The 13,941-nt window shown below is 60.0% G+C and carries 14 protein-coding genes and 1 pseudogene; 8 read left to right on the forward strand and 7 right to left on the reverse strand.

Annotated elements, in window-relative coordinates:
- The first annotated feature begins 22 nt into the window (after positions 1-22).
- Positions 23-1,621 carry an ABC transporter substrate-binding protein gene (locus CFBP5499_RS17955; protein ID WP_080829578.1) on the forward strand — a complete coding sequence of 533 codons (1,599 nt, stop codon included), beginning with the start codon at positions 23-25 and terminating at the stop codon, positions 1,619-1,621.
- A gap of 171 nt (positions 1,622-1,792) precedes the next feature.
- Here the strand turns inward: CFBP5499_RS17955 and CFBP5499_RS17960 are convergent, their stop codons facing one another.
- The 4 genes from CFBP5499_RS17960 to CFBP5499_RS17975 are packed head-to-tail and all read right to left on the reverse strand — an operon-like array spanning position 1,793 to position 5,301.
- Positions 1,793-2,551: an ABC transporter ATP-binding protein gene (locus CFBP5499_RS17960; protein WP_080829577.1), complete on the reverse strand. Its 759-nt coding sequence runs from the start codon at positions 2,549-2,551 to the stop codon at positions 1,793-1,795.
- Positions 2,551-3,387 (reverse strand): ABC transporter ATP-binding protein, encoded by an 837-nt coding sequence (locus tag CFBP5499_RS17965; RefSeq protein WP_080829576.1) that lies wholly within the window; start codon positions 3,385-3,387, stop codon positions 2,551-2,553. Before CFBP5499_RS17965 ends, CFBP5499_RS17960 begins: the two co-directional genes overlap by 1 nt.
- 4 nt (positions 3,388-3,391) lie before the next feature.
- Positions 3,392-4,279, reverse strand: a complete 888-nt coding sequence (locus CFBP5499_RS17970; protein WP_080829575.1) for an ABC transporter permease — start codon at positions 4,277-4,279, stop codon at positions 3,392-3,394.
- Positions 4,279-5,301, reverse strand: coding sequence for an ABC transporter permease (locus tag CFBP5499_RS17975; RefSeq protein ID WP_080829574.1), 1,023 nt, complete (start codon positions 5,299-5,301; stop codon positions 4,279-4,281). The genes CFBP5499_RS17970 and CFBP5499_RS17975 overlap by 1 nt, the downstream gene beginning before the upstream one ends.
- Positions 5,302-5,606: 305 nt before the next feature.
- Here CFBP5499_RS17975 and CFBP5499_RS17980 point away from each other — a divergent pair, with 305 nt between their 5' ends.
- Positions 5,607-6,242, forward strand: coding sequence for a LysE family translocator (locus CFBP5499_RS17980; protein WP_080829573.1), 636 nt, complete (start codon positions 5,607-5,609; stop codon positions 6,240-6,242).
- A gap of 27 nt (positions 6,243-6,269) precedes the next feature.
- Here the strand turns inward: CFBP5499_RS17980 and CFBP5499_RS17985 are convergent, their stop codons facing one another.
- Positions 6,270-6,998 (reverse strand): FadR/GntR family transcriptional regulator, encoded by a 729-nt coding sequence (locus CFBP5499_RS17985; RefSeq protein WP_080829572.1) that lies wholly within the window; start codon positions 6,996-6,998, stop codon positions 6,270-6,272.
- 95 nt (positions 6,999-7,093) lie between these two features.
- On the reverse strand, positions 7,094-8,077 hold the full coding sequence (locus CFBP5499_RS17990; RefSeq protein ID WP_080829571.1) for a GlxA family transcriptional regulator: 984 nt from the start codon (positions 8,075-8,077) through the stop codon (positions 7,094-7,096).
- A gap of 129 nt (positions 8,078-8,206) precedes the next feature.
- Here CFBP5499_RS17990 and CFBP5499_RS17995 point away from each other — a divergent pair, with 129 nt between their 5' ends.
- The 6 genes and pseudogenes from CFBP5499_RS17995 to CFBP5499_RS30520 all read left to right on the forward strand — a co-directional run.
- Positions 8,207-9,034, forward strand: coding sequence for an alpha/beta fold hydrolase (locus CFBP5499_RS17995; RefSeq protein WP_080829570.1), 828 nt, complete (start codon positions 8,207-8,209; stop codon positions 9,032-9,034).
- 26 nt (positions 9,035-9,060) lie between these two features.
- Positions 9,061-9,852: an SDR family NAD(P)-dependent oxidoreductase gene (locus CFBP5499_RS18000; protein WP_080829569.1), complete on the forward strand. Its 792-nt coding sequence runs from the start codon at positions 9,061-9,063 to the stop codon at positions 9,850-9,852.
- 13 nt (positions 9,853-9,865) lie between these two features.
- Positions 9,866-10,351, forward strand: a complete 486-nt coding sequence (locus CFBP5499_RS18005; RefSeq protein WP_080829568.1) for a hypothetical protein — start codon at positions 9,866-9,868, stop codon at positions 10,349-10,351.
- 181 nt (positions 10,352-10,532) lie between these two features.
- Positions 10,533-11,828, forward strand: coding sequence for a bifunctional sulfur transferase/dioxygenase Blh (gene blh, locus CFBP5499_RS18010; protein WP_080829567.1), 1,296 nt, complete (start codon positions 10,533-10,535; stop codon positions 11,826-11,828).
- Positions 11,822-12,175 carry a sulfite-sensing transcriptional repressor BigR gene (gene bigR, locus CFBP5499_RS18015; protein ID WP_080829566.1) on the forward strand — a complete coding sequence of 118 codons (354 nt, stop codon included), beginning with the start codon at positions 11,822-11,824 and terminating at the stop codon, positions 12,173-12,175. Before blh ends, bigR begins: the two co-directional genes overlap by 7 nt.
- Positions 12,172-12,294 (forward strand): annotated as a pseudogene (locus CFBP5499_RS30520) (YeeE/YedE family protein); the annotation flags it as partial. The gene bigR and the pseudogene CFBP5499_RS30520, both read left to right, overlap by 4 nt.
- A 13-nt stretch (positions 12,295-12,307) precedes the next feature.
- Here the strand turns inward: CFBP5499_RS30520 and gpmI are convergent.
- On the reverse strand, positions 12,308-13,825 hold the full coding sequence (gene gpmI, locus CFBP5499_RS18025; RefSeq protein WP_080829565.1) for a 2,3-bisphosphoglycerate-independent phosphoglycerate mutase: 1,518 nt from the start codon (positions 13,823-13,825) through the stop codon (positions 12,308-12,310).
- Positions 13,826-13,941 lie beyond the last annotated feature (116 nt).

Below are 13,941 nucleotides of genomic sequence, written 5' to 3' on the forward strand. Positions count from 1 at the left end.
GAACCGGCCATAGGGAGGAAAGATGAAACATTTTCTTGCAACCGCAGCGCTTGGCGCCCTGCTGATCGGCGCCATGCCGCTCAGTGTTTTCGCCGAAACGCCGAAAGACCAGCTTATCGTCGCCACGACCATGAGCAACATCCTGACCCTCGACCCCGCCGCCATCACCGGCCGCGAGACCGTGCAGGTTCTAAACAACGTCTATGACACGCTGGTCGTGCTTTCCCCTGAAGATCGCAGTCTTCAGCCACGCCTTGCCGAACGCTGGGAAATTGCCGAAGACCGTAAATCGATCCGTTTCCATCTGCGCGCCGATGCGAAATTCGCCTCCGGCAATGCGGTGACGGCAAAGGACGTGGCGTGGAGCCTGAAGCGGCTGCTCGCCCGCAACCTGGCGCAATCGTCCTTCCTGAAAACCCGTGGTTTCAAGCTGGAAGAGGCCGACAAGCTGTTCGTGGCCGAAAACGACCAGACCTTTGTGCTCAATATCCCCAAACCAGACGACCCGAACCTGCTGCTGATGATCCTTGGGCAGAACGGTCCCGGCTCGATCATCGACAGCAAGACGGCGCTTGAGAATGAGAAGGACGGCGATCTGGGCGGCGCATGGCTGACGCTGAATTCCGCCGGCTCCGGCCCCTTCAAGCTGACGCAGTGGAAGTCCAACGAATATATCATTCTTACCCGCAATGATGATTATTGGGGTGAAAAGGCCAAGATGAAACGCATCCTGATGCGCCATCTGCCGGAATCGCAATCGCAGCGGCTGATGCTGGAAAAAGGCGATATCGATGTTGCCTATTCCCTGCAGGCACCGGACCTGAAATCGCTTGAGGCCGACAAGGCCGTCACCATCGAATCCACGCCCGGCTCCGGTTTTTATTACCTCAGCGTTTCGATGAAGGATGAGAAGTTCGCGAAGAAGAAGGTGCGCGAGGCCTTGCGTTACCTGATCGATTACGACGGTCTCGACAAGGCGGTCATGCCCTATTACGGCAAGCTGCATCAGCGTTCTCTCAGCACCGGCGTGATGGGTGCGCTGCCGGATCAGGGCTACAAGCTCGACATCGAAAAAGCCAAGGCGCTTCTGGCTGAGGCCGGTTATCCCAACGGCTTCAAGACCACGCTGCGCGTGCTTTCGGAAGACCCCTTCATGAAGGCGGCAACGGCGATCCAGAACACGCTTGCCCAGGCCGGCATTCAGGCCGAACTGATCAGCGGTTCTGGCGACCAGATCTATGGCGCGATGCGCGAGCGGAATTTCGAACTGCTGCTCGGCCGCGGCGGCGGTGGCCAGCAGCCGCATCCCGACAACAACCTGCGCTCCATCGCCTATAATCCCAACAATGCCGACGACGCCAAGCTCACCAATTACCAGAGCTGGCGCACCAGCTTCTTCGATGAAAAGCTGAACAAGATGATCGAGGAAGCGCTTGTAGAGCGTGACGTGGCCAAACAAACGAAGCTTTATGAAGACCTGCAGGGCTACATGGACGAGATCGTCATGTCCATTCAGCCCTTCTCGGAGGTCATCGACACCGCCGCCTTCCGCAGCGATATCAAGGGCATGATCGTCAGCCCCTGGCTCTCGCGGTTTGAAGAGGTGAGCAAGGAACGGTAATCTGCCGCCATATCTGCGAATAAGAAAAGGCGCGGCTAACCCCCGCGCCTTTTTCCGTTTTCCGCTCGTGCACTCGCCATCAAAAAAATGCCCGGCAGGGAGGCCGGGCAAGGAAGGAGGACTTTATTATCCGTGACGCCCCGGAGGAGGACAGTCACGTTTTGGAAGCCGTCAGGCGCCTTCATATTCCAGTGAGGCACCGATCAATTCGCGGGCATAGGGATGCGCCGCGCCATTGCCGGCGATGGCGTCGCGCGGCAGGATTTCGGTGATTTCGCCACGCAGCATCACCGCGAAACGGTCGCACATGTGGTCAACGACGGCGAGATCGTGGGTCACCATGATATAGGTGAAGCCTCGTTCTTCACGCAGGCGCTGCAACAGGTTGAGGATTTCCGCCTGCACCGAGACATCGAGCGCCGATGTCGGCTCATCGAGCAGAAGCAGCGAGGGTTCAAGGATCAGCGCGCGCGCAATCGCCACGCGCTGCCGCTGGCCGCCGGAAAGCTGGTGCGGAAAGCGATCCAGGAACGACACGGGCAGGCCGACATCGGTGATGACCTTGCGCATGCGCTCTTCACGGTCGCCGAGCTTATGGATCGCAAGCGATTCCGAAAGCACGGTGCGTACCGACTGGCGCGGATGCAGCGAACCATAGGGATCCTGAAACACCATCTGCAGCATGCGGCAGCGCTCGATCAACGGCATGTCACGCACCGACCTGCCGTCAATGAGGATGTCGCCGGTCCAGAAATCGTTGAGCATGGATACGCAGCGCAGCACGGTGGACTTGCCCGAGCCGCTTTCGCCGACAAGGCCGAAACATTCGCCCGGCTCGACGCGGAACGATACCGAGGGGAGCACTTTCAGCGCCGTATGGCCACTGCCGAAGGTGATGGAGAGATCGCGGGTTTCAACGGAAACGGCCATTATACTTTCTCCTCCAGCCATTCGGGGCGGCGATCGAGCACCGCAAGCGGTGAGCGCGAGCCGCCGATGCGCGGCTGCGCCGCCAGAAGGCCACGCGTATAGGGATGCTGCGCCTGATCGAGATCGCGCGCGGCCAGCGTTTCCACCACCCGTCCGGCATACATGATGAGAACCCGGTCGCAGAAATTGCGCACGAGATTGAGGTCGTGACTGATCATGATGAGGCCAATGCCCCGATCGCGCACCAGACCGTCGAGAATGTTCAAGACCTGCAACCGCACAGTCACATCCAGCGCCGAGGTCGGTTCGTCGGCAATGACGAGATCGGGATCGGCAAGCAACATCATGGCGATCATGACGCGCTGGCCCATGCCGCCGGAGATTTCATGCGGATATTGCTCATAGACGCGCTCCGCATCGCGGATTTTCACCGCATCGAGCATAGCCAGCGCCTTTTTCCGGGCTTCCGATTTCGACGCCTTGAAGTGACGCAGATAGGTTTCCGTCACCTGATCGCCGACACGGCGGATGGGATTAAGCGAAAATTTCGGATCCTGAAGGATCATCGACATGCGCCGGCCACGCACCTTCAGCATCTCTTTTTCGCTGAGTGCTAGAAGATCGAGCCCTTCGAAATCAAGCCTGTCAGCGGTGATCGTCGCCGACGGCAGGAGCCGCAGCAGGGCGCGGCCCACGGTCGATTTGCCAGAGCCGCTTTCGCCAACGATGCCGAGCCGTTCCCGGCCAAGGGTAAAGGAGATGCCGCGCACCGCCTCCGTGGGTGAGCCGCCGTAGCGGATGCGAAGATTTTCGACGTCAAGGATTGGTTTTTCCATGGCCTTATCTCCGGTTCATCTGCTTCGGATCAAGCGCATCCCGCAGGCCGTCACCCAGCAGGTTGAAGGCGAGGCTGACGGAGAGGATCGCCACGCCGGGAAAGGTCACCAGCCACCAGCTATCGAGCATGTAACGCCGTCCCGTGGCGATCATCGCACCCCATTCCGGCAGCGGCGGCTGCGCGCCGAGGCCGAGAAAGCCGAGGCCGGCGGCGGTGAGGATGACGGTCGCCATGTTCAGCGTCAGGCGAATGAGAACAGACGGCAGGCACATGGGCATGATCGATTTGACGATGATGCGCAGCGGTGACGCCCCCTGAAGCCGCGCGGCGGCGATGTAATCCGCCTTGCGGAAAGTCATGGCTTCAGCCCGGGCAAGACGCGCGATCGGTGGCCAGGAGGTGAGCGCAATGGCGATGATCGCGTTGTTGAGGCTCGGCCCAAGCGCTGCGACGAAGGCGAGCGACAGGATGAGGCTGGGGAAGGACAGGAAGATATCCGTGATGCGCATCATCACCGTATCGAATTTGCCGCCGAGATAACCGGATGCCGTGCCGACGAGAAGACCGACGGGGCCAACGATGATCGATACCAGCGAGATGATGGTGAGCGTGATGCGTGCACCCCAGAGAAGGCGGCTGTAAATATCTCGTCCCAGCTCGTCCGTGCCGAAGACGTGGCCATTGCCCGGCGCCTTCAGCGTATTGGCGAGATCCTGCGCGTAAGGGTCATGCGTCGCAAGCCAGGGCGCGAAAATCGCGGCGATGACGAGGAGCAGCAGGACAGCCAGGCCGAAGGCCGATGTCGGGCTTTTCAGCAGGAAAATGATGATGTTCTTCAGCGCGTTCAAGGGCACGGGAAGACGAGAAGAGGTTTCTGCACGAGCCGTCATCAGCGGGTCCTCGGATCGAAAAAGCGATAGAGAATGTCGGACAGGAGATTGAGCCCGATGAAGATGACGCCGACAATGAGCACGCAGGTCATCACGGCATTCATGTCGCCGATAATAAGATTGCTGGTGAGATATTGTCCGAAACCCGGCCAGGCGAAGACGGTCTCGATGAGCACCGCGCCTTCCAGCAGCGAGCCATAGGCAAGGGCGATGATGGTGACGAGCTGCACGCGGATATTGCCAAAAGCGTGTAGCCACACCGTCTGCCGTTGCGACAGGCCTTTGACGCGGGCTGTCGTCACATATTCCTGGCCCAGCTGATCCAGCATGAAGCTGCGCGTCATGCGGGTGATATAGGCCGAGGAGGAGTAACCGAGCAGGGCGGCGGGAAGGATGAGGTGGTTGATGGCCGACCAGAACACTTCCATATCGCCGGCAAGCAGGCTGTCGATCAGCAGGAAGCCCGTCCGCTCCTCCACCAGACCGATATAGAACTGGTCCATGCGGCCGCCGCCACCGACAAGGCCGAGATGGGCGTAAAACACGATCAGCGCGATCATGCCGGTCCAGAAGATCGGCATCGAATGGCCGAACAGGCTGAGCACCCGCACAAGATGGTCCTGCCAGCGGTCTTTGTTGACGGCGGCGTAAACGCCCATGGGAATGCCAAGGCCGGCGCCGATCAGGATCGCGAAGGTCGCAAGCTCCATCGTTGCCGGCATGACGCGTATGATGTCCTCGATCACAGGGCGGCCGGTGCGAATCGAGGTTCCGAAATCGCCGGTGAAGACATCACCGAGATAATAGATGAACTGCTGCCACAGTGGTCGGTCGAAGCCGAGCGCATGATAGACCTGCTCATAGGTTTCGCGCGTCGCATCCTCGCCGACGATCGCCCGCACCGGATCGGCGGGCATCAGGCGGCCAATAAAAAAGGTCAGCAGCAGCAATCCAAGCAGCGTAACCGCAATGCTTCCGATCTGGCCGGAGAGGCCATACAGCGAAAGGCGTCTTCTTGACATGATTCCTCCCTTGCCAGAGATCGACTGCGCAAGCGATGAAGGCACAATCCTGTCTGACAACTATTCATAAGTTGTCACAGGTGTCGAAGGCTGTCAAGCACGGGCGGTCAAAATCGATATCTCCAAGGGCGGCAAAATGCATGCACCGTGTTGTTTCGGGCCGCGGTTGCGGCACCGTTGCTTCACAGAAAAATCGCCCACATTGCCGCAAATGCAAAAGCCTGTATTCTCCCGTTCACAACAGGCGGACATGGAAGCTTGCGGCAATATTGCCGACGATGTCTGCGACCTCGGGGGAGGAAAACATGATCGACGTGACACTTCTGGCCTTTGCCGTGGTCGCCTTTATCGGCATTGCGACACCCGGCCCTACCGTCTTGCTGGCACTTGCCAATGGCTCGAAATTCGGCGTGCGGCGCGCCATGATCGGCATGGCTGGTGCTGTCCTTTCGGATTTCGTCCTGATCGGCGCGGTTGCGCTGGGATTGGGGGCTCTCCTCGCCGCCTCGGAATTCTGGTTCGGAGTCGTCAAATGGGTGGGTGTTTGTTATCTGGTTTTCCTCGGCATCATGCTTTTGCGCTCAAGAGGAACGCTTGATGGCGCTCTTGGGTCGACAGAGGCAAACGGGGCAGCATCGGCGCGCTCGATCTTTCTGAAAAGCTTTCTCGTCGCCGTGACCAACCCCAAGGGATATCTGTTCTTTTCGGCTTTCCTGCCGCAATTCATCGATCCCGCCGCGCCGCAAATCCAACAATATGCCGTGCTTGCGCTGGTCTTCGCCGGCATCGATGTCATGGTGATGTGCGGATACGCGCTGCTCGGCGCGCAGGCGGTCAGGATGTTGCGCAAGTCCGGCGCCCTGTGGCTCGACCGCATCTGCGGCGGCGCGCTGCTGACGCTTGCCGCTTCCCTTGCCCTTTACCGACGGGCCAGCGCATAAGCCTTTGCCGTTTCTGCTATTTTCGCCTCACTCAGCCATGGTGCGGGAACGCAGAAGCACCTTGTAACGCTCAAGGCTGCCGCGCAGATGCGCGGCCATATATTGGCGCGCAGCATCAGCGTCCCCTTCGATGATGGCATCGACGATCTTGGCATGCTCCTCCTGGAGATGCAGATTGTAGTCCTTGGGACGCGACCCCGGCGCCGCACCCTGCAATTCGCCACGGGGAATGATGCCGGAGCGGATAAGCTGGAGAAATTCGGGGAAGCGCCGGTTCTGGGTCGCCTGCGCAATGGCCAGATGAAACTCGAAATCCGCGTCGCGCGTCGGCAAGCCCGCGCCAAGACAGTCCCCCACGCGCCGATGCGCATCGACAATCGCTTCCACCTGCACGGCGGAACGACGCGAGGCAGCAAGGCCGGCGGATTCGACCTCAAAGACGGTGCGCAATTCCAAGAGCTCGATGACGGAGGAAATTCGTCCCACCGCCAGATCGTTGAAAGGCACTTCCTTGGCCGGTTTCGCCTCAATGGCAAAAACGCCTGCCCCCTTGCGGGCTTCAACCAGACCATCGGCACGAAGAATGGCAATGGCCTCACGCACAACCGTGCGGCTGACGGAATATTCCCGGGTCAATTCACTTTCGCTCGGAAGCCGGTCACCAGCGCGGAACACGCCTTCCGCCAGATCCCGCCGCAAGGCCGAACTGATTTTCGCCGCAAGCGATACTTGCTTGGTGCTGCTCTCAACGTCCATTCCGGCCCACCTGTTTTAAACCTGTCTGGCATGTTAGCAAACACCCGCCACATTGCAAGGGCCGGCGTCAGCGTCGGAGGAGCCGCAGGTGCAGTTCAGGCGGCTGCCATGGCCGAGTTGCTGGAAAAGCGGCTTCTATACTCACCCGGTGAAAGCCCGAGAATGCGATGAAACACGCGGCGGAATGCGGCGGCATCCTCGTAACCTACCGACCAGGCAATCTGATCGACCGAACGGCGGGTGAATTCCAGAAGTTCCCGCGCCTTGCCGACGCGCAGATGCTGGACATATTCGATTGGCTTCATACCGGTCGCCGCCTTGAAGCGACGCAGGAAGGTCCGCTCCTCCAGCCCGGCGTGGCCAGCCATATCGGCCACGCTCGTCGCCCGCCCGGCACGCGCCTGCAACCAGTGCTGCACCTTCAGGATCGGCTCGTCGCCATGCGTCAGCCTCGGGGCAAAACTGCTATAGTGGCGCTGCTCCCGCCCGGAAGGATCGATCAACAGGAATTTGCCGGTCTCGATCATGACCGAGGGGCCAAGCAGCCGGTCGACGATGCGCAGGCCAAGATCGGTCCACGCCATCAGCCCGCCGGCGGTAATGATATCGCCGTCCTCGATGACGATCTTGTCTATTTCCAGCCGCACATCGGGAAAACGCTCACGGAACCGTTCGGCAAACAGCCAGTGGGTCGTGGCCGGGCGGGCGGCCAGAAGCCCGGTCGCGGCGATCAGGAAGGAACGGCCGCAACTGGCCGCCAGCGTCGCGCCCTGCGCATGCCGGTCCAGCAGCCAGCGAGCGTAAGGCTCGGCCTCCTCGATTTCGGCCGGCCCGGTCAGCCTCCCGGGTACGACGAAGATATCGGGATGCCCCGGACCTGGATCGGTATCATGACAGCGGGAAAATTCACCGCCCTCACCCATGCTCCAGTGGCTGATCCGCAATTTCGGCCCACCGCGATCCTGTGAAAATACCGATGCGATGGCGAAAAGATCGGTGATGCCATGCACCATGGCAATCTGACAGTCCCGGTAGAGGACCAGACCGACTTCCAGCGTGCTTCCCGTTACACCCGTCATGCCCCTTACCCCTGTTTTGTCAGTTTCGGCTCGCTTTCTGTCAGAAGCGCCAATCCAGCCCCGGCTGCATCAAGAGTATCTCTATTCCCACGGGACGCAAGCAAGCCCCCTGCAACAGGAGAGAGAGCCATGACAACGATTACCACCAGAGACGGAACGCACATCTTCTACAAGGACTGGGGTCCGAAAGACGGCCAGCCCATCATCTTCTCCCATGGCTGGCCGCTCAGCGCCGATACCTGGGATGCGCAGATGGTGTTCTTCGCCAATAACGGTTTCCGCACCATAGCCCATGACCGGCGCAGCCACGGCCGTTCGGATCAGGTCTGGCACAACAATACCATGGATCAATATGCCGACGATCTGGCCGAACTGATCGAACAGCTCGATCTCCACGACATCATTCTGGTTGGCCATTCCACCGGCGGCGGCGAGGTGACACGTTATATCGGCCGCCACGGCACGGCCCGCGTTGCCAAGATCGCCCTCATCGGCGCGGTGCCGCCGCTGATGCTGAAGACGGAAAGCAATACCATCGGCCTGCCCATCGATGTCTTCGATGGCATCCGCAAGGGCACCTATGACAATCGCAGCCAGTTCTTCAAGGACCTGACCATTCCCTTCTATGGCTATAACCGCGAAGGCGCCGTGATTTCGGAAGGCATTCGCGAGGAATTCTGGCGGCAGGGCATGATGGGCGGTCTCAAGGGCCAGCTCGACAGCATCCGCGCCTTCTCGGAAAGCGACTTCCACCAGGACCTGAAAGCCTTCGACAAACCGACGCTGGTGCTACATGGCGATGACGACCAGATCGTACCGGTCGGCGCTTCAGCACTTTCCACGGTCAGAATAGTCAAACACGCGGTCCTCAAAATCTACGAGGGCGCCGATCATGGCCTGACCCAGACACATCAGGACCGGTTCAACGCCGACCTCCTCACCTTCATCAACGCCTGAAACCACCAGACACCGGAGACACGGACATGACACAGAATACCTTTCTCATCACCGGCGCATCCGATGGTATCGGCGCCGTTTACGCCGAACGCCTCGCAAGACGCGGCCACGATCTCATCCTCGTCGCGCGGCGTGCCGAGAAGCTGAAGGCACTGGCAGCGCAGCTGGAAAAGGACCACGGCATCGCCGTCGAGGTTCTCAGCGCCGATCTTTCCAGGGCGGAAGACCTCGAAAAGGTCGAGGCGCGGCTGCGCGAAGACCGACGCATCACCGGCCTCGTCAACAATGCCGGCATCGCCGGGGAAGGCGTAATCACGGCGCTGGACCCGGCCTATGTGACGACGATGATCAACCTCAACATTCTCGCCGTCACCCGGCTCGCGGCAGCCATCGCGCCGCGCCTTGCCGCCGAAGGCAAAGGCACGATCATCAACATGACTTCAGTCACGGCGCTGATGCCAGCGGCATTCACCGCCGTCTATCCGGCCACAAAGGCTTTTGTGCTCGCCTTCACCGAGGCGTTGCAGGCGCAGCTTTCGCCGTCCGGTGTACGGGTTCAGGCCGTTCTGCCCGGCATCACCCGCACCGCGATATGGGAAGAGGAACGACTCGACGCCATTCCGGCCGCCATGGTCATGGATGTGCACGACATGGTGGATGCGGCCCTTGCCGGTCTCGATCTCGGTGAAGCGCTGACCATTCCTTCCCTGCCGGATACGGCCGACCTTGAAAATTTCCTTGCAGCACGCGCGGCGTTGAGGCCCAATCTGTCGCATGCACTTGCCGCCAGCCGGTATCGTGCGGCCAAAACCGAATAGTGGGAGACGTATCATGATCCTTGGACTGACCATTCCCCAATTCACGGCATTGCATGTGGCCTTAAGCTTCATCGGCATTGCCACCGGACTGATCGCCCTGCCCGCTTATGCGGTAGGGCGGTGGATGCCGCGCATGACGGCGGTTTTTCTCGTCACCACGCTCGCCACCACGCTTACGGGCTTTCTGTTTCCCATCGGGAATTTCACGCCTGCGCTCGGCGTCGGTATCATCTCGAGCGCCTTTCTGGCCATCGCGCTCGTTGCGCTTTACGGGTACGGCCTCAATGGCAGATCGCGCATCATCTATATAATCACCGCCACGATCAGCCTTTACCTCAATATGTTCGTGCTGATCGTTCAGGCCTTCCTCAAGGTCGAAACGCTCAACAACCTAGCCCCGAACGGCAACGAGCCGCCTTTTGTCGTGGCTCAGACGGTCCTGCTCTTGGCAGCAATCTGTCTTGGCTGGAAGGCGACCCGCCGCAGGCTGGCCGTCTGAAGCACGCCGAATTTGCGCCGGCTTCCGGGAAAACGCCTTGTGCCAGAATAGCTTCAGGCACAAGGCGTCTTTGCGTGCCAGGCAGAAGGCCATTCGGCACGAGGATATTCTCCACCCCTTGCGGGAAATCAATATACATTATATGATATTATATATTAATTCATAACAACAGGAGATGCCGATGAATGCCGTGAAGATTAACGAGCATCTGACGGTTGCGGGCCAGCCGGCGATTGCCGATTTCCCATCGCTCTCCGCCCAAGGCTTTAAAAGCATCATTAATGCGCGGCCCGATGGCGAAGAGCCCGGTCAGCCTGGCAATACGCAGGAAAAGAGTGCAGCCGGTGCAGCCGGCATGGATTATGGTTTCATCCCGGTCAGTGGCCCCACCATCACGGAAGCCGATATCCGCGCCTTCCAGCAGAAGATGGCCGAGGCCGAAGGTCCTGTTTTTGCCCATTGCAAGGGCGGCACCCGGGCGCTGACGCTTTATGTTCTCGGCGAAGCGCTGGATGGGCGCATGCAGCCGGAGGATATCGAGGCTTTCGGCAAGACGCATGGTTTTGATCTTTCCGCCGCCACGCGCTGGCTGGAGCGTCGGTCGGCAGCGGTGCCGCACATCAAGGCGTTTTTCGACCCACGCACATCGAGTGTCCAATATGTCGTTTCCGATCCCGCGACCGGCGGCTGTGCCATCATCGATCCGGTCTATGATTTCGATGAAAAATCCGGCGCGACCGGAACGATGAATGCCGACGCCATTCTGGACTATGTGGAGCGCCAGGGGCTTTCGGTGGAATGGATTCTCGATACCCATCCGCATGCCGACCATTTTTCCGCCGCCCATTATCTAAAGCAGAAGACCGGTGCAAAGACCGCCATCGGCGCCAAAGTCACCGGCGTACAGAAGCTTTGGCAGGAGAAATACAATTGGCCCGATCTCAAGACCGACGGCTCCCAATGGGACCGGCTGTTCGAGACAGGCGACCGGTTCAGCATCGGTTCGCTGGAAGCCCGCGTCTTGTTTTCACCCGGCCATACGCTGGCTTCCGTGACCTATGCGGTAGGCGACGCGGCCTTCGTGCACGATACGCTTTTCATGCCGGATTCCGGCACGGCGCGCGCCGATTTTCCGGGCGGCGGCGCCAAAGAGCTCTGGGCATCGATTCAGGATATCCTCGCCCTTCCCGACGACACACGGCTTTTCACCGGCCATGATTATCAACCCGGCGGCCGCGCCCCGAAATGGGAAAGCACGGTTGGCGAACAGAAACGCAGCAATCCGCATCTGGCCGGCATGACGGAGGAGGGCTACATTCGTTTGAGGGAAGCGCGGGATCGCACCTTGCCGATGCCGAAGCTCATTCTCCATGCCCTGCAGGTCAATATTCGTGGCGGCCGCATGCCGGAGCCGGAGGCGAATGGCAAGCGTTATCTGAAATTTCCGCTGGACGTGCTGGAGGGCAGCACATGGTGACGGAAACCCCACTGGAAAAGCCCAAAAATGTCGGTGAGATTCCCCTTCCCGCTATGGAAAAGCGCGCCGTCGAGGTCGCGATACTTTTAAAGACGCTGGCTCATCCTGCCCGGCTGATGCTCGCCTGCACGCTGGCGCAGGGGGAGTTTTCCGTCGGCGAACTGGAAACCAAGCTCGATATCCGCCAGCCGACGCTCTCCCAGCAACTCGGGGTGTTGCGGGAAGCCGGCGTCGTCGAAACACGGCGGGAAGCCAAACAAATCTTCTACCGGCTGGCAGAAGACAAGGCGGCGCGGCTGATAGAGGCTCTCTACGCCATTTTCTGCGCGCCGGAGGAAAACCCGTGACGCCCTATTGGCCGCCTCTGTTCGGAGGCATGCTGCTGGGTCTCGCCAGCATTTTGCTGTTTGTCTTCAACGGCCGCATCGCCGGCATCAGCAGTATCATGGGGCTGGCGCGCTTTTCCCGACTGCGTTCGATTACAGATCGATCAGGCTCTTGCCTGTCATTTCCGGGGGCAGCGGCACGTTCATCAGTTGCAGCAGCGTCGGCGCGACATCGGCGAGAATGCCGTCATGCACCTTTGCGCCTTCCGGGCCGCCAAACAGGATCACCGGCACCGGATTGGTGGTATGGGCCGTATGCGGGCCGCCGGTGACGGGGTCTACCATGGTTTCGCAATTGCCGTGGTCGGCAATCACAAGCATGGCGCCACCAATTTTTTCAAGGGCGGCAACAACGGCACCAAGACCGCGATCCACGGCTTCGCACGCCTTGATCGCCGCCTGTAGATCACCGGTATGGCCAACCATGTCAGGATTGGCGTAGTTGGTGACGATCAGGTCATAACCCTTGCCGATCACCTCGACGAATTTCTCCGTGACCTCAGCCGCGCTCATTTCCGGCTGCAGATCGTAGGTCGCGACCTTCGGCGATTTCGGCATGAAGCGGTCTTCGCCCACTTCCGGCTCTTCCTTGCCGCCATTCAGGAAGAAGGTGACATGCGGATATTTTTCCGTCTCAGCGAGCCGGAACTGCGTCAGCCCCTGCTTTGCCACCCAGGCGCCGAGCGTGTTGACGATATCGCGCTTCGGATAAGCCGTGGTCATGAAACCACTATGGCGGGTAGAATATTCCACCATGCCCAGCAGCGCCGAAAGCACCGGCTTTTCTCGCGCAAAACCGTCGAAATCATCCGCGCCGATGGCGAGCAGGATTTCACGCGCACGGTCGGCGCGGAAATTCAGGCAGAACAGGCCGTCGCCGACCTTGAAACCTTCATAACCATCGATCACCGTCGGGAGGATGAATTCATCCGTGACATTGCTCCTGTAGCTCTCGGCAACGGCGCTCACCGCATCCCGCGCGTGTTCGCCTTTCGCCAGAACCATCGCGTCATAAGCTTTCTCGACACGCTCCCAGCGATTGTCGCGATCCATCGCATAATAACGGCCGATCACCGTGCCGATGCTCGCACCCTGCGGCAGGCTTGCGACGAGCGCCGCCACGAAATCTTCAGCCGATTGCGGCGCGACATCGCGGCCATCGGTGATGGCATGCACGACGACCTTCAGGCCGTGGCTGATCATCAACCTCACCGCCGCCTGGCCGTGAAGGATATGCCCATGGACACCACCATCGGAAACGACGCACATCAGATGCGCCACACCGCCCGCGGCCTTCACCGTGGCGGCGAAATCAAGCATCGCCGCATTGCGGAAAAAGCTGCCATCCTCGATCGCCAGATCGATCTGGCCGAGATCCATGGCGACGATGCGGCCAGCGCCGATATTGGTGTGACCGACTTCGGAATTGCCCATCTGCCCGGTGGGCAGGCCGACATTCGGGCCGAAGGTAGTCAGCGTCGCATTCGGGCAGGTGGCGAAAAGCCGGTCCATGGTCGGCGTATTCGCCAGAACAGGCGCATTGCTGGATGTGTCCTCGTTCAGCCCCCAGCCATCGAGAATAGTCAGGACAACGGGTTTGGGAGTGCGCATGGGAGGACCTTCTTCTTCATTCGGTTGCCGGCGGACAGCGAACCACCGGGCACCCGAGCGCCCCCGTCCGCCACTATGATCATGATGAGAAAACATGCTTCTCGTTCTTCTCTTCT

Origin of the sequence: Agrobacterium tumefaciens (genome assembly GCF_005221325.1) — a bacterium.
Lineage (GTDB): Bacteria > Pseudomonadota > Alphaproteobacteria > Rhizobiales > Rhizobiaceae > Agrobacterium.